This is a genomic window from Cupriavidus consociatus, from assembly GCF_017814975.1.
In the GTDB taxonomy this organism is placed as follows: Bacteria; Pseudomonadota; Gammaproteobacteria; order Burkholderiales; family Burkholderiaceae; genus Cupriavidus; species Cupriavidus consociatus.
This window is the reverse complement of sequence record NZ_JAGIQA010000053.1, coordinates 1-19,271: the sequence shown is the minus strand read 5'-3', so window position 1 is coordinate 19,271 and position 19,271 is coordinate 1. Positions and strand designations below refer to the sequence as shown.

Sequence of the window (19,271 nt, the reverse complement as noted above, 5' to 3'; positions counted from 1 at the left end):
ATTGCAAGACTGCTGGTGCGCGAGAGCCAGAATCAGATGCTGATGGTGCTGTTCGAAGACCTGCAATGGCTCGATAGCGAGACCGAAGCGTTCCTCGATGTCCTGATCGCGCAGGTGCCGCACGCCAGGCTGCTGCTGCTGGTGAACTATCGCCCCGAATACCGCCACGACTGGGGCAGCCAGCCGTGCTACACCCAGCTGCATCTGGAACCGCTGGGCCCGGCGGAGGCGCAGGGTCTGCTCACGGCGCTGCTCGGCGATGATCCCTCGCTGGTGCCGCTCGTGCAACTGATCCTGTCCAAGACCGAAGGCAACCCGTTCTTTATGGAGGAAGTAGTCCAGACTCTGGCCGAGGAAGGCGCGCTGCTCGGCCAGCCCGGCCACTACCGGATTGACAAGGCCCCGCTGGCGCTCCACATCCCGACCACCGTGCAGGGGGTGCTGGCGGCCCGGATCGACCGTCTACCGGTCCCGCAAAAGGGATTGCTGCAGACGCTCGCGGTCATCGGCACCGAGTTCCCGTCCAGTCTGGTACGGCATGTGACGGGGCAGCCCGACACCGCGCTGCACCCGCTGCTGGTCGACCTCCAGGCCGGGGACTTTATCTATGAGCGTCCCGCTTACCCCGAAGCCGAGTACGCGTTCAAGCACGCGTTGACCCAGGAAGTCGCGAGTAACTCCCTATTGTCGGGGCAGCGTAGCCTGCTGCATGAGCGCACGGCCCAGGCGATCGAGGCGCTGTTCCCGGACCGGCTCAAGGAGTACTGCAACGAGTTGGCGCATCATTACAGCCAGAGCGGCAATGTGCCGAAGGCGGTCGAATACCTGCAACTGGCGGGCAAGCAGGCCCTGCAGCGTTCCGCCCAGCTCGAAGCGATTGGCCATCTCAGCGCGGCGCTCGAACTGCTCAAGACCCTGCCTGATACGCCCGAACGCCTGCAGGAAGAGCTGACGCTGCTGCTAACGCTTGGCCCGGCCTGGATGGCCGCGCGCGGCTTCGGCGCGCCGGAGGTGGAGGCGACCTACACGCGGGCCCTCGCGCTGAGCAAGCAGGGCGGGGACACGCCGCAGTGCTTCTCGTCACAACTCGGTCTGTGGTCCTTCTACCTGTTGCGCGCCCAGCTAAAGACGGCGCAGGCGTTAGGCGAGCGGCTGCTCAGCCTCGGGCAGGATACGCAGGACCCGGAACAGATGGCGGAGGCACACCGCGTGCTCGGCTCGACCGTGTTCCGCCTGGGCGAGTTCCGGGCGGCCCGGGCCCACATCGAGCAGGCGCTGGCACTGCACCGCCCCGACCGGCAATCCTATGGCCATCTCTTGCGCTATGTGCGCAACCCCGCGGTCCACATGCGCAGCGCGCTGAGCTGGTCGCTCTGGTATCTGGGCTTGCCGGATCAGTCCCTGGCCCGCTCGGCAGAGGCCCTGGCGCTGGCCAGGCAGGCCTCTGACCCATTCGGCCTTGCCTTGAGCCTGATCTATGCGGCCGAACTGCATCAGCGCCGGGGCGAACCGGAACGGACGCGCGAGTACGCCAATGCCGCGCTCGCGCTATCGAGCGAACAGGGGTTCCCGCTCTATCTGGCCTGGGCAACGATTCTGCGCGGCTGGGCGCTCGGCCGGCAAGGCGACCATGAGCCTGGCATCGCACTGATCCAACAAGGTCTCGAAGCCCACGAAGCCACCGGGGCCGCACTGGGGCGGCCATCCCTGCTGGGGTTGCTCGCCGATGCCTATGGCAGGGCAGGGCAGCCTGATGCGGCGCTGCGCGTGCTGGGTGAGGCGCTGACACTGGCAAGCAGCACAGGCGAGTGCTTCGATGCAGCGACGCTGCATCGCCTCCAGGGAGAATGGATGCTGAAATTGCCGGGCGAAATGACCAGTGCCTCCGACAGGGACGACGAAGCGCAGGCATGCTTCGAGAAGGCCATTGCGCTCGCGCATCACCAGGAGGCCAGGTCCATCGAGCTGCAAGCTGCGCTGAGCCTTGCCCGACTGTGGAACAGCCAAGGCAAGAACAACGCTGCACGGCAAATGTTAGCCAAGGTCCATGCCACATTCACGGAGGGATTCGATACCGTGGATGCTTGTCAGGCAAGCGAGCTGCTGCGAGAGTCGTCGTAAACGATAAGTGGAGGCGTTCTCGGCCCCGGACTTCGGCCATTTCAGGTGGCGGTGGCATCCCCTTGGCCGCAAGATCGTGCCATTCGCGATTGTGGACTGTATGGCTTCACCCGCGCCTGCGCGTTCGACCACTTCCTTCGTGATCGCCAACATCAGGCCGGAAAGCCACTGAGGAGGAGGCCATGACCGACCGGGGGCGCGGAGGGAGTGCAAGGCTTTTCGGGACCGGACGGATCGTGTTCTGGCGTGGTGGCAGTGTCTGGATCGGGCATGCGCAAGAGCAGGCAGGCTTCCATGCGCATCATGCGATCCAGATGACGCTAGCGTTGTCAGGCGGCGCCGTGCGCTTCCGGAGTTCGGAGGACGACTGGTCGTCGTACCAGGCTGCGATTGTCGCCGCCCATCAGCCGCATGCCTTCGAGGCACGCGGCGAGCGCGTGGCGTTGATCTTCACCGAACCCGAATCACGTGAGGGCCGGTTGCTGCGCGAGCGCTTCAGCGCAGGGATCGCAGCGCTGGCCATCGACGATTTCGCCACTGAAGCTGCGGCCCTGGCCGCCGCCTACGACGCCGGGGCTACGGACGAAGACCTTGCCGCGCGCGCCCGCGCAGTCACCGCGAGATTGACCCTGCACGAGCCCTTGCCTGCCAGGCAGCTCGACAAGCGCATCGAGCGCGCCATCGACATACTGCGCGAACGGATCGGCGGGACCGTCACCATGACCGAAATCGCCGCGGCGGTCCACCTGTCTCCCGAGCGATTCCGCCACCTGTTCCTGGCAGAGACCGGCATCCGGTTCCGGCCTTACGTCCTGTGGCTGCGCATGGAAGTGGCCATCGCATCCTATGCAGCCGGCAACACCCTGACCGAAGCGTCCCATGCCGGCGGCTTCGCGGACTCGGCACATTTCTCTCGCACCTTCAAGCGCATGTTTGGCGTTCTGGCGGCCGGCATCAACGTCCAGCGTATCGCCGCGGGTTAGCCGTTTCGTTCAAGTCGCCGCGGAGCTGCCAGATCTACAGTGGCATCTCACTTCAACCGAAAGGAGATTTGCCATGAACACTACTGATACCGCGACCCCGACTCCCTGCAACTGTCCGGCTTGCCCCGGCGCCGGCTGCGACTGTGGTTGCCAGAAGCCCGCCGAACAAGCCGTCTGTGCCTGCGGTCCGCAATGCCGGTGCGGCCCGGAATGCGCTTGCCAGCAGCGCTGACATTCTGCTCGGATGCCGCGGACTACCTCCCTAATGGGGCGGTCCGTCGGCATGGGCAGGACGTGTCGCACTCAGGCTTCGCGTGAACGGGGGGCGGTCTTCCGCACTTCATGTGTCAAGGGCGTACGGGCGTAGAGGATGTTGTAGCGTGGAACGGCTGTTCTACGGCCCCTTGTCCGTGCGAGGCACATAGGGAATCGCCTCTTCCTCGTAGAGTCGATAAATCAATTCCAGCATTTCCTTGATATCACGCGACTCATCCATCGCGCGCATACTCATGATAATGGGCGAGGTGAGGGTAGGATCATCCAGTTCCATGTAGCTCACGTCGTCGCGCTTCAACCCATAGACGCTGCTCGGGACGACTGCAATCCCTTCTCCCGCAGCGACAAGCCCCAGTGCAATCTGCAACTCGCGCACGTCATAGATCCGCCGAGGCGTAAGAGCCCGCTCCTGGAAAGCCGACAGAACCTGGTCCGCATAGCTTGGCCTCGGTGCCTTGGGGAAAACAATGAGTGTTTCGTAGATCAGGTCCCGAAGCGCGAGCACCGGCTTCGATGTTGAGAGCGGATGACCGACGGGAAGCGCAACGATCATTTTCTCCTCGCGAAGAATCACCCGGCGGATGTTCGCATCCTCGTGTCGAATCCGACCGAACCCTACATCGATGCGGCCGTCCTTGAGGGCGCGGATCTGGTCCATCGTCGACATCTCGTGGAGGCTGAGCTCGACCGACTTGTTCTCGTCCCGGAAGCGCCGAATGATCTTGGGAAGCATGCCGTAGAGCGTGGACCCTACAAAGCCGACGGACAGACTGCGCTCGATGCTGCCAACGCGCCTTGTCATGGATTCCAACTCGTTCGTCTGTGCAATGAGATGCACTGCGTGCGAGTAAAAGAACTTGCCTGTTTCGGTGAGCTTGAGCGGACGAGAGCTTCGCTCGAATAGCTGCACCCCCAGCGTTTCTTCGAGCTGTTGTATTTGGCGGCTTAGCGGCGGCTGCGCGATATGGAGCCGCTTTGCCGCCCGCGTGAAGTTGCGTTCTTCCGCAACCGCTACAAAGTAGCGGAGATGTCGCAGCTCCATACAATACCTCCAAGATATGATCTGATACTAAAACGGTGTTGGACTGACCCGTTTGCCATCCTCTATTCTGCAATCACGCTCTGTTTCGAGGTCACATTATACCTTCTGGGTAGATTCAGATTGACCTGAAGCAAGGGTTTACCCCCACCAAAACACAGAAAGTTAGGAGCAGACATGAGTGTCAAAGTGTTCGACTCGAAGGAAGTGCAGGACCTGCTGCAGGCCGCTGCCAACCTGGGAAGCCAAGATGGCAATGCTCGTGCCAAGCAGATTACTCATCGTCTGCTGAGCGATCTCTTCAAGGCCATCGACGACTTGGACATGACGCCCGACGAGATCTGGGCTGGTGTGAATTACTTCAACAAGCTCGGGCAAGATGGTGAGGCGGCTCTCTTGGCCGCTGGTCTTGGTCTTGAGAAGTATCTCGACATCCGCATGGATGCAGAAGACCGTGAAGCTGACATCCACGGCGGCACGCCGCGCACGATCGAAGGCCCGCTCTATGTTGCCGGCGCCCCCGTGCGTAATGGCGTCTCCAGGATTGATCTCAATGCCGACGAAAACGCGGGCCCGCTCATTATCCGTGGCACGGTGACCGGACCGGACGGCAAGCCCGTGGCCGATGCGCTCGTCGAATGCTGGCACGCCAACTCCAAGGGCTTTTACTCGCACTTCGATCCGACTGGCGCGCAAGACGATTTCAACCTTCGCGGCGCGGTGAAGACCGGAGCCGACGGCAAGTACGAGTTCCGCACGCTGATGCCCGTTGGCTACGGCTGTCCGCCGCACGGCGCAACGCAACAGTTGCTTGACGTGATTGCCCGCCACGGCAACCGCCCGGCGCACGTGCACTTCTTCGTAACGAGCGACAAGACTCGCAAGCTCACGACGCAGATCAACATCGAAGGCGATCCGTTGATCTGGGACGACTTCGCTTATGCGACGCGCGAAGAGCTCGTGCCGCACGTGGTCGAGAAGACGGGCGGGGCCGCGCTCGGCCTCAAGGACGACGCGTACAAGGAAATCGAATTCAACATCGAGCTGACTCCCCTGGTGCAAGGCAAGGACAACCAGCTTGTGAATCGCCCTCGCGCATCCGCCACGGCGTAATTCTCTCACGGCGGCCTCCCTCGCCAGGCCGCCAGCTCCTCCGCACGAACTATCTGAACCGATGCCATGGGCTTGACCACGAAGCCCGCATAGGGAGACGACTCATGTCCGCAACTATCGACAAAGCACGGAAACTGGACGACTTGCTGAGCAACGCCGTTCAGGATGACAAGGAAAATGGCGTCTTCCGTTGCCGCCGCGACATCTTCACGAACGCCGATTTGTATGACCTCGAGATGAAGCACATCTTCGAGGGCAACTGGGTCTACCTCGCGCACGAAAGCCAGGTACCGAACAATAACGATTACTACACGACGTGGATTGGTCGTCAGCCGATTGTCATCACGCGTGACAAGGCCGGTGAGTTGCACGCGGTCATCAACGCATGTGCCCACAAGGGCGCCATGCTGTGCCGCCGCAAGCACGGCAACAAAGGCAGCTTCACCTGCCCGTTCCACGGCTGGACCTTCTCGAACGCCGGCAAGCTGCTGAAGGTAAAGGACGAGAAGACCACCGAGTATCCGGTGCAGTTCAACAAGCAGGGATCGCACGACCTGAAGAAGGTCGCGCGCTTCCAGAACTATCGCGGTTTCCTGTTTGGCAGCCTGAGCGAAGACGTGATGCCGCTCGAGGACTATCTCGGCGAGACGAAGGTCATCATTGACCAGATCGTCGCGCAGGCGCCGGATGGTCTCGAAGTTTTGCGAGGCAACTCTTCGTACATCTACGACGGCAACTGGAAGATGCAGATGGAAAACGGTTGTGACGGCTATCACGTCAGCACCGTGCACTGGAACTATGCCGCAACGATGGGCCGCCGCCATGTCGAAGGCACCAAGGCCGTCGACGCAAATGGCTGGAGCAAGTCGGTTGCGGGCGTGTATGGCTTCGAGCATGGCCATATCCTGCTTTGGACCAACACGATGAATCCTGAAGTGCGACCTGTCTATCAGCATCGCGACGAAATTGCTGCGCGTGTCGGCGAAGACAAGGCCAAGTACATCGTGAATCAGACACGAAACCTGTGCTTGTATCCGAACGTGTTCCTGATGGATCAGTTCAGTACCCAGATTCGCGTCGTCCGTCCGATCAGTGTCGACAAGACAGAAGTCAGCATCTTCTGCTTCGCACCGAAGGGCGAAAGCGCAGAAAGCCGCGCGATCCGCATTCGTCAATACGAAGACTTCTTCAACGTCTCGGGCATGGGCACCAGTGACGACCTCGAAGAGTTCCGCGCGTGCCAGGCGGGTTATGCCAGCACGACGTCGATGTGGAACGACATGTCGCGCGGCGCACCGTTGTGGGTCCACGGACCTGACGCGAATGCGAAGGGCATGGGCTTGAACCCGCTTATCTCGGGCGAGCGCAGCGAAGATGAAGGTCTCTTTGTGGTTCAACACGAATACTGGATGCGGGTGATGCGCGAAGCCCTGCGGAAAGAACAGGCGGAGGCAGCCGTATGAGCATCGACTATCAAAAGGTCTGTAGCGCGCTCTATCAAGAGGCGCGCTTTCTGGATGACCGTCAGTGGGACGAGTGGTTGGCCTGCTACACAGAAGATGTCACCTACTGGATGCCGGCCTGGGATGACGATGACAAGCTCACCGAAGACCCGCAAAGCGAAATTTCTCTGATGTATTACTCGGGCCGCGGTGGCCTGGAAGACCGGGTGTTCCGTATCAGAACCGAGCGCAGCAGCGCGTCGATGCCGGAGCCGCGCACCAGCCACTACGTTACCAATATCGAAGTGCTGGCGCAGCGGGATAACGAAGTCGACGTTCGATACAACTTCAACACGCTGAGCCATCGTTACAAGGTCACGGATCAGTATTTCGGCACCGCCTACGTCACCTTCCGCAACGTTGACGACCGGTTGCTGATTTCGAGCAAGAAGATTGCGCTCAAGAACGACTATATCCGCCAGGTGCTGGACGTCTACCACGTCTGATGCCACTGGGTGGAATGAGAAAGGACGCAGGAGGTAACATGTCCAGCTACAACATCGCACTGAACTTTGAAGACGGCGTGACCCGCTTTGTCGAATGTAAGGCCGGCGAGAAGGTTCTCGATGCCGCTTTTCGGGCCAAGATTAACCTGCCGATGGATTGCTCCGACGGCGTGTGTGGTACCTGCAAGTGCCGCGCCGAGAGTGGCAGCTACGACTTGGGCGACGACTTCATTGAGGACGCGTTGAGCGACGACGAGAAGGCAGGCGGTCTCGTGCTCACGTGCCAGATGGTTCCCCAGAGTGATTGCGTCATCGCAGTTCCGGCATCGTCGACGATGTGCAAAACGGAGCAAAGCAAATTCACTGCGACGGTCACGAAAGTCGCACAGCACAATGATGCGGCGGTGGTCCTTGAGTTGGACGTTGACAGCATCCCTCCGGTCTTCCTTGCTGGCCAGTATGTGAACATCGACGTCCCCGGCAGCGGAAAGCATCGGTCGTACTCATTTTCGTCCGCGCCGGGCGCATCGAAAATCAGCTTCCTGATCAAGAAAATCCCTGGCGGCGTGATGAGCACCTGGCTCGAATCGGCGCAGGCAGGCCACAAGGTGCAACTGACGGGTCCCCTGGGCAGCTTCTACCTCCGGGCAGTGGAGCGTCCCTTGTTGTTCCTGGCCGGTGGCACGGGCCTGGCCCCATTCCTGTCGATGCTGGAAGTCCTGGTTCGCGCGACCTCGGAGCAGAAGGTGCATCTCATCTACGGTGTGACCCGAGACCTCGACCTTGTCCAGGTTGAGGCGATCGAAGCGTACGCCGCGAAGCTGCCGAACTTTACGTTCAGCACCGTGGTCGCAGAAGCGGAATCGAGCCATCCCCGCAAGGGCTGGGTGACCCAGCATATGCCGGCTGAATACCTGAACGATGGTGATGTTGACGTATACCTGTGCGGACCTCCGCCGATGGTCGACGCGGTGCGCAAGTATTTCGACGACAACGGCGTGAAGCCCAACAGCTTCCATTACGAGAAGTTCACGCCCAACGCAGCCCCGGTGACCCCATGAGCGCCAGGCGATTCGAAGGCAAGGTAATGGTGGTCACCGGTGCTGCCCAAGGTATCGGACGGGGCGTCGCGCTACGCGCTGCGGCTGAAGGTGCCAAGGTTCTGTTTGTCGACCGCGCCGACTTCGTCTCCGAGGTCGCAGCGCAAGCAATTGGGGCCGACACTGCTGGCTTCATTGCCGACCTCGAGACCTATGAAGGCGCAGCCTCCACGATGGCCTTCGCTGTGGAGACGTTTGGCCGAATTGACATCCTGATAAACGGAGTCGGCGGCGCCATTCGCATGCGGCCCTATGCCGAATTCGAACCGGCTCAGATTGATGCGGAAATCCGCCGCTCGCTCATGCCGACCTTGTACGGCTGCCACGCGGTGCTTCCGCACATGCTCGCTCAAGGACACGGGACGATCGTCAACGTTTCCTCGAATGCAACGCGCGGCATCCGCCGCGTGCCGTATTCGGCTGCAAAGGGCGGCGTCAACGCATTAACCCAGTCGCTGGCGATGGAGTATGGCGAGCACAACATCCGTGTGGTCGCTGCGGCACCCGGTGGAACCGAGGCGCCTCCACGGCGCGTGCCTCGCAACGCGGCCAGAGATAGCGAGCAAGAGAAGACCTGGATGAGCGAGGCGGTGACGCAGGTTACTGGATCCACTTTTTTCAAACGCTACGGCACGCTTGACGAACAAATCGCGCCGATCCTTTTCCTTGCATCTGACGAAGCAGGCTACATCACGGGCGCCGTGCTGCCGGTTGCAGGCGGTGACAACGGCTAGGACTCGTCGAAGATCCAACGCCAGGATCAGAGAACTGGAGGCGCGGGCGTGTATCGCAGATGCTGCGGAGAACGCCGCGACCGCGCCTAAAACAATGGAGGAGACAAAATCATGCGTCACATCGACGTTCACAAGCTCGCCGACGATGCGCGCTTCAACAGATTCCACGCTGGCCTGTTGTTCTGGTGCGCGCTCATCATCATCTTCGACGGCTATGATCTGGCCGTCGTGGGCATTGCGCTCCCATCCATCATGAAAGACATGGGCGTCGATGCGACGAGCGCCGGCTTCATGATCAGTTCCGCGCTGTTCGGCATGATGTTCGGCGCAATCATCATGGGAACCGTTGCAGATCGCATTGGCCGTCCAAAAGCCATCGCAGTCTGTATCGGACTCTTCAGCGTCTTTACTGCTGCGGCGGGAATAACGCATGATCCGCTCATGTTCAGCATTACACGCTTCCTTGCCGGACTGGGAATTGGCGGTGTGATGCCAAATGTCGTCGCTCAGATGACAGAGTTCTCGCCGCGCAAGATCCGCGGAACCATGGTCACGCTGATGTTCAGCGGGTATTCCATAGGCGGGATGCTCGCAGCAATCATGGGCAAATCACTGATCGAGACGTACGGTTGGCAATCGGTATTCCTGGCTGCGAGCGTTCCCGTACTGATCATCCCTGCAGTGTTGAAGCTGATGCCGGAGTCACTGCCCTTCCTGATCCAGCGCAATCGTCTGGACACTCTCAAAGCGGTACTGGTCCAGATGGAGCCCACCTACCGCGCTCGGATGACAGACCGGTTCGACTTGCCGCAGGCCGACAAAGGGTCCGGCGCTCCCATCAGTATGCTGTTCCGTGATGGCCGGGGCTTCAGCACCGTGATGCTATGGGTCGCCTTCTTCATGTGCCTGTTCATGGTCTATGCATTGAGCTCCTGGCTCACGAAACTCATGGCTGGCGCGGGCTATAGCCTCGGTTCGGCACTGACCTTTGTCCTGGTGTTGAACTTTGGCGCGATGGCCGGCGCAATTGGAGGCGGTTGGCTCGCAGACAGGTTCAATATCAAATACGTGCTGGTTGGCATGTACGCACTTGCTGCCGTATCCATCACCCTGCTTGGCTACCAGATGCCGACCGAGGCCTTGTTCCTCGTGGTTGCGCTCGCCGGAGGGTCCACGATCGGCACCCAAATTGTGACGTACGCATATGCAGGGCAGTTCTACCCAGCTACCGTCCGGGGCACGGGCATTGGCTGGGCATCCGGTGTCGGCCGGAGCGGCGCAATCCTCGCGCCCATCGTCATCGGCGTGCTGGTAAGCATGTCCCTTCCTCTTCAGCAGAATTTCGCTGCAATGGCAGTGCCTGCGGTCATAGCGGTGCTGGCTGTGCTCCTGATCGACCATAAGCGGTCGGCATCGGTGATCGACAGCAAGTCGAGCCTGGGCGCAGCGGATTCGGAACGGACGGTCGTTCTACGCGCCAACGAAGACGGCGCCAAACCAGCGCAGTGATCGCCTTATCGGTGAGGGCGCAAACGAATACCGCGTCCACCCTACCCAACCTTCTGAAATCGAGCATGAACAAGCCTTGCATTATTTCTGTTGCGATCACGGGATCACTGCCGCGCAAGAAAGACAATCCTGCTGTACCGATCACTGTGAGCGAGCAGGTGGAGTCAACCCAGGCGGCATTCGAAGCCGGTGCGACCCTGGTCCATCTTCACGTACGCAACGATGACGAAACCCCCACGTCAAATCCCGATCGTTTCGCCCTGGTGCTAGAAGGCATTCGCAAGCACGCGCCGGGTATGATCACCCAAGTATCCACCGGTGGTCGCTCTGGGGCTGGCAATGAGAGAGGTGCCATGCTATCCCTGCGGCCGGACATGGCATCCTTGGCCACCGGCTCTGTCAATTTCCCGACCCGGGTCTATGACAATTCTCCGGACCTGGTCGACTGGCTTGCCGCCGAAATGAAAGCCTACGGCATTAAGCCAGAAGTCGAGGCATTTGATCTATCGATGATCTTCCAGGCCGCGGCCATGCAGGCAACCGGCGCGATCATGGGTCCCCTGCATATCCAATTTGTGATGGGCATCAAGAACGCAATGCCTGTGGATCGAGAAGTGCTTGAATTCTACGTTCGTACCCTTAAGCGCCTTTCGCCCGATGCGACGTGGACCGGCGCAGGCATCGGTCGAGATCAGCTGACGATGGCTCGCTGGTCTCTCGAACTGGAGGGGCACTGCCGCACCGGGCTCGAGGACAATGTGCGGATGGACAGGAATACGCTCGCCCCGTCCAACGCCGCGCTTGTGCGCCAAATTGCGGAGCTTTGCGCGGAGTACGGTCGCCCCGTCGCGAGCGCAGCCCAGGCTCGCGAGATCCTGAATTTGTGCTGAGCACATTCCCACGTCGCTTGGAGACTGGCACTCTGTGATGAAGCGTTGACCAGCCTGCCGACTACTTTTGATGGCTGATCTGGCATAAACTTGCCACAAAATCAGCCAGCTTGTGGGGTGCGGCAACGTACCGACACAGGCCATATCAACGGGCCGGCATTGTCGGCCAGTCTTTTGTTCGGGAATCCTCGCATGTCCACTTTCTACCCCGCCAAGCGGCGCACGCTCAAGCTCGCTGCCACGTCCCTGGTATTGCCCGCCATCGCCGCCTGCGGCGGCAGCGCTGAAGCCGCCGCGCCGGCGGACGTGGAGGCCGCGATTGCGCGCTTTGCCGCGTTGGCGCCGGATACCGCCAACTGCCTGGTGCGTGCGGAGCCGGCTGGCAGCGGCGCCAATGCGTGGTCGGCCGGCTATCATCCGGACCGGCAGCTGTTCGTCGGCAGCGCCGTCAAGACCTTCATCCTGGCGCAGTTTCTGCGGGACGCCGAAGCCGGCCGCGGCGGACTGAGCGAGAGCCTGGCCTGCGACGTCAGCGATACGTTCCGCTCTCCCGGCAGCCCGGTGTTCGTGGGCCTGACCGGCAAGACACCGTACCGAAATGCGTTGGAGGCCATGATCGCGCACAGCGACAACACCGGTACCGATATCGCGCTCGCGGCCGTCGGCCCTGAGCGCGTGCGCGCGCTGATCGCCGAAGCGGGCCTGGCCCAGACCCGCATCCCGGATTCGACTCGCAAGCTGTTTTCCTACCTGGCCGGGGCTGAATCCGGGGTCGACCTCGGCTGGGACGGCATGGTCAAGATACAAAATGGCGAGGATCTTGGCCTGAAGTCCCGCACCGACGTCATCAACGACAAGCAGGCGATGCTGAGCACCGCGACCGAGATGGTGAGCTGGTACCGGCAGTCGCTGGCGGGCAAATACTTCACGCAGCCGGCAACGCTGACGGAATACAGGCGTATCCAGGCCATGGCCGATGCCGTGTGGCTGGCTGTGCCGGCCGGTGTGCAGGGCTTCGGCAAAGGCGGCAGCATTGACTGGGAAAGCTTCCATTGCCTGTGCTTCGCCGGGCAGATGCTGGCGGGCGCGGTGCCGGTGACCTTCTGCCTCACGCTGAACTGGAACGGCAGCCAGCCGAGCACCGAACGGACTGGCGAGTTCATCCGCGCGGTGGCTGACGTGCTGGGCGAAGCAGCAAAGGCCGCCGGGGTCTGAAGCGCCGCAGGCACCGCCGTGACGCTCGATGTCAGCGGCGGCAATGGTGGTGACTGCGATAATCTCGACATAACAAGAATCCCAAGCCAATCAAGTGGAAGTACGACGATTCATCGCGACGAATTCGTCCGGTCCATGCGGACCCGCCGACGCCGCCGTTGCAGGCAGCGTCGGCGCATGTTTCGCACCTGCCGGATTAGTACTCGACCAGGTGCTCGATGCGTATCGGCAGCTCCCGCACGCGCTTTCCGGTTGCGTGAAACACGGCATTGGCCACGGCCGGGGCCACGCCCACCAGTGCGATTTCACCTAATCCCTTGACGCCCAGCTCGTTCACATGGGTATCGACCTCGTCGACAAAATGCGCCTCCAGCCCCTGGATATCCAGGTTGACGGGCACGAGGTAATCCGCCATGTGCGCATTCACTGGTCGGCCGTCGCGCGGATCCAGCGCAGTTCGCTCCATCAGCGCCATGCCGATGCCACCGACCATCCCGCCCGTGCATTGGCTGGTTGCGAGCCGCGGATTCACGATACGACCCGCACCATAAGCGCCGACGACGCGCCGGACACGGATCGTGCCGACATCGGGATCGATGGCGACTTCGACGAACACCGCACCGAAGGCATGCATGGAAAACCGGCTGCGCACCTCGGCATCGGGGCCCGTCGTGGCGCTGGCTTCGATGGCGCCGTCCGTGCTATCCGCGCGTGCCTCGCGCTGGTCCAGCGCGGCCAGGCAGGCCGAGCGCACCGCTGAGCCCACCGACGCGAGCGTCATCGAGCCGCCATGTGGCGGGGTCGGCGGTAAATCCGAACGGCCCAGGCTAAAGCGCACGCTGGCCATCGGCAATCCCAGCGTCTCGGCGGCAATCTGGGTGATCGAGGTGTAGGTGCCTGGGCCCATGTCGCTGGCGGCGGCTTCCACTTCGGCCGTTCCGTCGGCAAGCAGACGCACGCGGGCGCTGGCCTGGCCATGGAACACGGGGTAGCTGGCGCAGGCCATCCCCCAGCCGATAAGCAGCCGTCCATCCCGCATCGAGCCAGGCGCGAGCGTGCGGCGCGACCAGCCGAACGCGTCGGCGCCGCGCGCATAGCAGGCCAGCATGGAGCGGCTGGAGAAGGGCAATTGCATCCCTTCGTCGAGCTCGGGTTCATTGCGCCGTCGCAGTTCCAGCGGATCCATTTCCAGGGCGTGGGCCAGTTCGTCCATCGCGCATTCCAGCGCAAAGACGCCGGTAGCCTCGCCCGGACCCCGCATATAGGTCGGCGTGCCGATGTCCAGCGGCACCAGCCGGTAGCGGGTGCGCACATTGGGGCAGCGATAGAGGAACGGCGTCACCGAAGTGAGTGCCTCGGTGAACTGCTCATACCGACTGGTTTCGCCGGTGCCTTCGTGCACGATGCCAGTCAGCCTGCCGTCGGGCGTCGCCGACAGCGCGATGCGCTGCACGGTGCGCGGCCGGTGTCCCGTCAGATGAAACATCTGTCGCCGCGACAATACCAGCTTGACAGGCCTGCCTACTTCGCGGGCGGCGAGCGCCGCCAGCGTGACGTGCGGCCAGGTGCGCAGGCTGGTGCCGAAGGCACCACCGATGAATGGGCAGACGACGTGGACGTTTTCAGCGGGGATGCCGAAGATCGCTGCGATCTCGGCCTGCTCGTTGACCACGAACTGGCTCTTGCTCCAGAGCGTCAGCCGGTCGCCTTCCCAGGCGGCAACGGTTGCGTTGGGTTCGATCGGGAAGTGATTTTCGCGCGCGGCATCGTAGGTGACGTCGATGCTGACGGCTGCCGCGGCCAGCGCGGCCTCGGGGTCGCCGCGGACCCGGTCCGCCGAATGAGGGCCCGGCTCGCGTCCCGCCTCTGGCACGACAGCTTCGGCGCGCTGGTCCAGCGGGTCGGAAACCGGCCGCTCTTCTGCATAGCGAATCTGCAGCAGCCGAGCCGCGTGTTCGGCCTGGTCCACCGTCTGCGCCACGATCACGGCAACCGGCTGCCCGTAGAAGTGGACGCGATCGTCCTGCAGGACATGCAGACGTTCGCCGTGTTGAGGGTCGATAAAACCCTTGTGCGGGGCGTACGCCAGTTTCGGCGCGTTGTCGTGGGTCAGTACCGCCAATACCCCTGGCAGCCGGCGCGCGGCCTCGGCGTCGAGTGCGGTCAAGCGACCCAGTCCGATCGAAGCGCCCACGATCACCGCGTAGGCCTGCCCGGGTTGGTTGAAGTCGGCGGCATACCGCGCGCTCCCGGTCACCTTGGCGCGCCCGTCGACACGGGCATGCGGCTGGCCGATATGGTTTGCGTTCATCTTCCTTCTCCGGCGAGTTCGAGGGCCCGTACCACGGTTCGCTGCAGCAGTGCGACCTTGTAGCGGTTGCCTGGCAGCGGCGTGGCGCCTGCAATCGTGGCCAGCGCTGCGGCCTCGAAGCTGGCGCGCGTCGGCGGCTTGCCTTGCAGCGCGAGTTCGGCGGCGCGCATGCGCCACGGGCGGGTGCCAACGCCACCGCAAGCGAGGCGAGCGGCCTGGATCGCTCCATCCCTGACCTCGTATGCCGCCGCCGCCGATACCAGTGCGAACTCATATGAGGCGCGGTCCCGCACCTTCAGGTAGCGCGCTGTCCGTGCATAGGCGAGCGGTGGAATCCGGACCTCGACGATCAGTTCGCCGGGCCGCAAGCTGTGTTCGAGATGCGGCGTGGTGCCGGGCAGCACATAAAGGTCTTCCACGGGGAAGTGGCGCGCGCCGTGCGGTCCCCGTACATGGACCACCGCGTCCAGTGCGACCAGCGCCACCGCAAGGTCGGATGGATGCGTGGCGGAGCAATGGTCGCTGACGCCCAGAATGGCATTGCCCGCGTGCAGGCCATCAACGGCGGCGCAGCCGCTGTCCGGCGAGCGCTTGTTGCAGGCGGCATCAAGCATGCGGAAATAGGGACAGCGCACGCGCTGGAGCAGGTTGCCGCCGATGCTGGCCATGTTGCGCAACTGGGGTGAGGCGCCCTCGACCAGCGACTCGCTGATCACCGGGTGGAGCCGGCAAACGTCGGCATGCGCGGCGACATCGGACATGCGGGCCAGCGCACCGATGACAAGCTCGTCGCCCTCGACGTGGATATGGTTCAGCGGCAGCGCGTTGATGTCAACCAGGTGCGCGGGCTGTTCCACGTGCTCGCGCATCAGGTCGACCAGCGTGGTGCCGCCGGCGATGAAGCGGGCCCCGGCCGCGGCCGCCGCCAAGGCCTCCGCTTCGGAGCCAGCTTTCTGCAGTGTGAAGGGGATCATGGCAGCTTCCTCCCACCAACCTCCGCGATCGCCGCGACGACCCCCGGGTAAGCCCCGCAACGGCAGATATTGCCGCTCATCCAGAAGCGCACATCGTCGGCGGAGGTAGCATGCCCCTCATTGATGCAAGCGACGCCGGACATGATCTGGCCAGCCGTACAGAATCCGCATTGGAAGCCATCGTGCGCGATAAACGCGGCCTGCAGCGGATGCAGGTTGCCGTCGGCCGATGACAGGCCCTCGATCGTGCTCACGTGGGCGTCGTTATACATGGCGGCCAAAGCCAGGCAGGCGTTGATCCTGCGCCCGTCCACCAGCACCGTGCAGGCCCCGCACGCCCCCTGGTTGCATCCCTTCTTCGTGCCCGTGAGGTTCAGGCGCTCGCGCAGTACGTCAAGCAGGGATTCGCGTGGATCGATATCGAGGCGATGCAGCGTGCCGTTGACTGTCAGACGCAGCGGCGTACGGGTTGAGCCGCAACAATCACCGGAATGTGGTTGGCTATCATCGGAACGAACAGAACTAGACATAGTCGACATTCCTCTTTTCATGGCCCAACGACTTGGGCGGTTAGGGACAGGGCTTCGTTCGGGCTTGTAACAACTTCGGGAACCAACTGCGGCAAGCGCCCAGGCGCATTCCGCAAGTTTCTGCAGGTTTGGCCCGGCTCCGGGCCCGCATGGGAACCGAAAGCTGTGTGGCGAACTGGACTGGTGGGACAGTCGTCGAAACGCTACAGGCACCGGCGGTCATCGCCATAGAACATCCTTGCGCTGCGGTGGACGATTCTTGCGCTGACGCGTTGGATGATAGGTTTGAAAAAGGGGACCGGCCGGCTTGGCTTGCGTCAGGTCCCGCGGATTGTGCAGGCTGGTTTACTTCGACCGGATTAATTCAATGCTTCCATGCGCGGCGGGGGCCCGAGTAGCTCGGCGGCGGCTGAACCCGTTCCAATACCTGCAAGGTATCAATCGTGACCAAATCGGTCTTGGACGCGGTCTTGGTCAAGCGCCATACTTGCCTGACACACAATCTGCATGAACCTGCCGCAGGGCCCGTGGCACGGGCCCGGGCGAGTCGCCGGACGACGACAAGCTGGCGCACTGCCGCCGCGGCTGCGCCTTGCGAAGCATCCGTCATCGACCGGCTGTGCGGGCGGCAAGTACAAGCCCGCCCGGCGCGGGAACCCAGTGAGGAGACCATGATTACGTTGTTTCAGCGGCTGGCCCGTACCGGCCAGGCAGGCGCACTTGCCTTGGCGGCAAGCCTCTCGATCGCGGCGCCTGCCGCCCAGGCGGCATATCCCGATCACCCAATCCGCTGGATCGTGCCGTTCCCCGCGGGCGGGGCAATGGACAGCATCGCTCGTACGCTCGGAGAAGACATGTCGCGCACGCTCGGGCAGTCGATTGTGGTCGAGAACCGGCCGGGGGCGGGAGGGAACATTGGCGCCGAGCTGGTGGCGCGGGCGCCGGCCGACGGCTATACGCTGATCATCGTGGCCAACGGCATGGCGGTAAACCCGGCGCTGTACGGCAAGCTGTCGTATGACCCGATCAAGGATTTCGCCCCGGTGTCGCTGCTGGCCGTGGTGCCCAATGTGCTGGTCGCCAACAAGTCGCGCCGGCAGGAGGCCACGGTCAAGGACGTGATTGCCCAGGCCAAGGCGGCACCGGGGAAATATACCTATGCTTCCGCCGGCAACGGCACCTCGATTCACCTCGCGGCCGAGCTGTTCACGTCGATGGCACACGTCGACATGCTGCACATTCCCTACAAGGGCAGCGGACCGGCGATGACAGACCTCCTGGGCGGACAGGTGGACTACATGTTCGACAGCATCACGTCGGCCAAGCCGCAGATTGAATCCGGCAAGCTGACACCGATTGCCGTCACTACTGCCAGACGCTCCAGCGCGCTCCCCAATGTTCCCACTGTGGCCGAAGCGGGGTTGCCGGGCTACGAACTGTCGCCCTGGTTCGCCGCCTTCGTTCCGGCGAGGACGCCGCAGGCAGTGATTGACAAGCTGAATGGAGCGATGCTCGAAGCCTTGCGAAAGCCTGCCTTGCAAAAACGCCTGGCGCAAATTGGCGCTGAGCCAGTCGGAAGCTCGCCGGCCGTATTGCGCGACCATCTGACCAGGGAAACGGAGAAGTGGGGCGCGCTGATCCGCCAGCGGGGTATCCGCGCCGACTGATTTGAACCGCCTCAAGATCGCCGCCTCGCGTGGCGTCCAATGCAACGGGCCGGCTCACCGGAGTGGCACCGGCCAACAGTCCTGGTTCCCAAATATAAAAACCCCACACTTTTGGCAAGTGTGGGGTTCTGGAGAGCGGAACCGGGTTTGGGGAGGTGCCCCCGACCGGGATGTGCAGCCCTTAGAGGGGGGCGCGGTCGGACGCAATGTAGTACCTGGCGCCGTCCGTGTAAGTATCGAATTTGCCGCTTTTTGCGCCCTCAGTGTAAACATCGTACTTCCCAGCCCGCGCGCCGTCAGTGTAAGTATCGAATTTACCGTTCTTGGCAAACACAGGAGCAGCCGCCAGGGTAGCAGCGAGTGTAACGACAGCGATTAGGGCACGGCGATTGGTATTCATGGCTCATCTCTTCTTCAAGCTGGAATGCCTTCCCTTTGGGTCAGCATTCGATGAGTGCCATTATTAGGGGTTTCCCTTATGGCGGTAAACCCTTATGCTCGCAATGATCGGTTTCAAAAGCCACAATAATCTGCCGCTGGAGTGACGAGGGCGCGCTGTCGTGGAGGGATGTGGCAGCGTGGAAGGCCCCGTCATCACACCGCCCACCACTTCTTCTCGTTGATTAATGTGATGTGTGCGCCCGCCCTTCCCTTGCGAGGTGCAGTGCTTACAGCTAGCCCCTGTTACCTAGCGCGACCGTGCAGCACCGCATTGCGGCGCGCGTAGAGTAAGTAGATCGACAGCCCGATCCCCAGCCAGGTGAGGAAGGCGATCCAGGTCAGCGCCTGCAGGTGCGCCATCAGGAACAGGCAGAAGCCGATCGCCAGCAGCGGCACCACCGGCACGCCCGGGCAGCGGAA

General features: G+C 62.4%; 16 protein-coding genes and 1 pseudogene. 11 read left to right on the top strand and 6 right to left on the bottom strand.

Annotated elements, in window-relative coordinates:
• Both J8I82_RS35790 and J8I82_RS35785 read left to right on the top strand, forming a co-directional pair.
• Nucleotides 1–2,121 (top strand): annotated as a pseudogene (locus tag J8I82_RS35790) (hypothetical protein); the annotation flags it as partial.
• A 236-nt stretch (nt 2,122–2,357) separates the two neighbouring features.
• Nucleotides 2,358–3,104 carry a helix-turn-helix transcriptional regulator gene (locus tag J8I82_RS35785; RefSeq protein WP_284183254.1) on the top strand — a complete coding sequence of 249 codons (747 nt, stop codon included), beginning with the start codon at nt 2,358–2,360 and terminating at the stop codon, nt 3,102–3,104.
• A gap of 394 nt (nt 3,105–3,498) precedes the next feature.
• Here the strand turns inward: J8I82_RS35785 and J8I82_RS35780 are convergent, their stop codons facing one another.
• On the bottom strand, nt 3,499–4,422 hold the full coding sequence (locus J8I82_RS35780) for a LysR family transcriptional regulator (RefSeq protein ID WP_209764947.1): 924 nt from the start codon (nt 4,420–4,422) through the stop codon (nt 3,499–3,501).
• A 174-nt stretch (nt 4,423–4,596) separates the two neighbouring features.
• Between J8I82_RS35780 and catA the strand changes: the two genes are divergently transcribed.
• From catA to J8I82_RS35740, 8 genes are all read left to right on the top strand, one after another.
• Nucleotides 4,597–5,532, top strand: a complete 936-nt coding sequence (catA, locus tag J8I82_RS35775; RefSeq protein ID WP_209764945.1) for a catechol 1,2-dioxygenase — start codon at nt 4,597–4,599, stop codon at nt 5,530–5,532.
• Nucleotides 5,533–5,636: 104 nt separating this feature from the next.
• Nucleotides 5,637–6,995, top strand: coding sequence for a Rieske 2Fe-2S domain-containing protein (locus J8I82_RS35770; protein WP_209764936.1), 1,359 nt, complete (start codon nt 5,637–5,639; stop codon nt 6,993–6,995).
• Nucleotides 6,992–7,480 carry a benzoate 1,2-dioxygenase small subunit gene (gene benB / locus J8I82_RS35765; protein WP_209764934.1) on the top strand — a complete coding sequence of 163 codons (489 nt, stop codon included), beginning with the start codon at nt 6,992–6,994 and terminating at the stop codon, nt 7,478–7,480. The genes J8I82_RS35770 and benB overlap by 4 nt, the downstream gene beginning before the upstream one ends.
• Nucleotides 7,481–7,518: 38 nt before the next feature.
• Complete coding sequence (gene benC / locus J8I82_RS35760; RefSeq protein WP_209764932.1) at nt 7,519–8,541, top strand: benzoate 1,2-dioxygenase electron transfer component BenC; 1,023 nt, start codon at nt 7,519–7,521, stop codon at nt 8,539–8,541.
• A complete protein-coding gene (gene benD, locus J8I82_RS35755) occupies nt 8,538–9,314 on the top strand; it encodes a benzoate diol dehydrogenase BenD (RefSeq protein WP_209764930.1) in 777 nt (258 codons plus the stop codon). Before benC ends, benD begins: the two co-directional genes overlap by 4 nt.
• 111 nt (nt 9,315–9,425) lie before the next feature.
• Nucleotides 9,426–10,823, top strand: coding sequence for an MFS transporter (locus J8I82_RS35750; RefSeq protein WP_209764928.1), 1,398 nt, complete (start codon nt 9,426–9,428; stop codon nt 10,821–10,823).
• Between the two features lie 65 nt (nt 10,824–10,888).
• Entirely contained in the window at nt 10,889–11,713 is an 825-nt protein-coding gene (locus tag J8I82_RS35745; protein ID WP_209764925.1) for a 3-oxoadipate:acetyl-CoA acetyltransferase, read from the top strand.
• A gap of 192 nt (nt 11,714–11,905) precedes the next feature.
• The gene (locus J8I82_RS35740; RefSeq protein ID WP_209764923.1) at nt 11,906–12,928 is read left to right on the top strand and encodes a serine hydrolase; all 1,023 of its coding nucleotides are present in this window, start codon (nt 11,906–11,908) and stop codon (nt 12,926–12,928) included.
• Between the two features lie 196 nt (nt 12,929–13,124).
• On the opposite strand, the gene J8I82_RS35735 is transcribed toward J8I82_RS35740, so the two are convergent.
• Genes J8I82_RS35735 through J8I82_RS35725 form a run of 3 tightly spaced genes read right to left on the bottom strand, consistent with a single transcriptional unit; the run spans nt 13,125 to nt 16,743 of the window.
• The gene (locus tag J8I82_RS35735) at nt 13,125–15,239 is read right to left on the bottom strand and encodes a xanthine dehydrogenase family protein molybdopterin-binding subunit (RefSeq protein ID WP_209764920.1); all 2,115 of its coding nucleotides are present in this window, start codon (nt 15,237–15,239) and stop codon (nt 13,125–13,127) included.
• Nucleotides 15,236–16,213, bottom strand: coding sequence for an FAD binding domain-containing protein (locus J8I82_RS35730; protein WP_209764918.1), 978 nt, complete (start codon nt 16,211–16,213; stop codon nt 15,236–15,238). The genes J8I82_RS35735 and J8I82_RS35730 overlap by 4 nt, the downstream gene beginning before the upstream one ends.
• Complete coding sequence (locus J8I82_RS35725) at nt 16,210–16,743, bottom strand: (2Fe-2S)-binding protein (protein ID WP_209764916.1); 534 nt, start codon at nt 16,741–16,743, stop codon at nt 16,210–16,212. The genes J8I82_RS35730 and J8I82_RS35725 overlap by 4 nt, the downstream gene beginning before the upstream one ends.
• A gap of 671 nt (nt 16,744–17,414) precedes the next feature.
• Here J8I82_RS35725 and J8I82_RS35720 point away from each other — a divergent pair.
• On the top strand, nt 17,415–18,410 hold the full coding sequence (locus J8I82_RS35720; RefSeq protein ID WP_209764951.1) for a tripartite tricarboxylate transporter substrate binding protein: 996 nt from the start codon (nt 17,415–17,417) through the stop codon (nt 18,408–18,410).
• A gap of 181 nt (nt 18,411–18,591) precedes the next feature.
• Here J8I82_RS35720 and J8I82_RS35715 read toward each other — a convergent pair whose 3' ends face one another.
• Nucleotides 18,592–18,810: a hypothetical protein gene (locus J8I82_RS35715; protein WP_209764909.1), complete on the bottom strand. Its 219-nt coding sequence runs from the start codon at nt 18,808–18,810 to the stop codon at nt 18,592–18,594.
• Between the two features lie 284 nt (nt 18,811–19,094).
• On the bottom strand, nt 19,095–19,271 hold a 177-nt coding region (locus tag J8I82_RS35710; RefSeq protein WP_280908706.1), incomplete at its 5' end, for an amino acid permease C-terminal domain-containing protein.

What these genes read in the sequence shown, in the direction of transcription:
- J8I82_RS35740 (WP_209764923.1), top strand. Translation starts at nt 11,906, where the DNA reads ATGTCCACTTTCTACCCCGCCAAGCGGCGCACGCTCAAGCTCGCTGCC.
- J8I82_RS35730 (WP_209764918.1), bottom strand. Translation starts at nt 16,213, where the DNA reads ATGATCCCCTTCACACTGCAGAAAGCTGGCTCCGAAGCGGAGGCCTTG.
- J8I82_RS35725 (WP_209764916.1), bottom strand. Translation starts at nt 16,743, where the DNA reads ATGTCTAGTTCTGTTCGTTCCGATGATAGCCAACCACATTCCGGTGAT.
- benB (WP_209764934.1), top strand. Translation starts at nt 6,992, where the DNA reads ATGAGCATCGACTATCAAAAGGTCTGTAGCGCGCTCTATCAAGAGGCG.
- J8I82_RS35750 (WP_209764928.1), top strand. Translation starts at nt 9,426, where the DNA reads ATGCGTCACATCGACGTTCACAAGCTCGCCGACGATGCGCGCTTCAAC.
- J8I82_RS35745 (WP_209764925.1), top strand. Translation starts at nt 10,889, where the DNA reads ATGAACAAGCCTTGCATTATTTCTGTTGCGATCACGGGATCACTGCCG.
- J8I82_RS35770 (WP_209764936.1), top strand. Translation starts at nt 5,637, where the DNA reads ATGTCCGCAACTATCGACAAAGCACGGAAACTGGACGACTTGCTGAGC.
- J8I82_RS35735 (WP_209764920.1), bottom strand. Translation starts at nt 15,239, where the DNA reads ATGAACGCAAACCATATCGGCCAGCCGCATGCCCGTGTCGACGGGCGC.
- benD (WP_209764930.1), top strand. Translation starts at nt 8,538, where the DNA reads ATGAGCGCCAGGCGATTCGAAGGCAAGGTAATGGTGGTCACCGGTGCT.
- J8I82_RS35720 (WP_209764951.1), top strand. Translation starts at nt 17,415, where the DNA reads ATGATTACGTTGTTTCAGCGGCTGGCCCGTACCGGCCAGGCAGGCGCA.
- J8I82_RS35780 (WP_209764947.1), bottom strand. Translation starts at nt 4,422, where the DNA reads ATGGAGCTGCGACATCTCCGCTACTTTGTAGCGGTTGCGGAAGAACGC.
- catA (WP_209764945.1), top strand. Translation starts at nt 4,597, where the DNA reads ATGAGTGTCAAAGTGTTCGACTCGAAGGAAGTGCAGGACCTGCTGCAG.
- J8I82_RS35715 (WP_209764909.1), bottom strand. Translation starts at nt 18,810, where the DNA reads ATGAATACCAATCGCCGTGCCCTAATCGCTGTCGTTACACTCGCTGCT.
- benC (WP_209764932.1), top strand. Translation starts at nt 7,519, where the DNA reads ATGTCCAGCTACAACATCGCACTGAACTTTGAAGACGGCGTGACCCGC.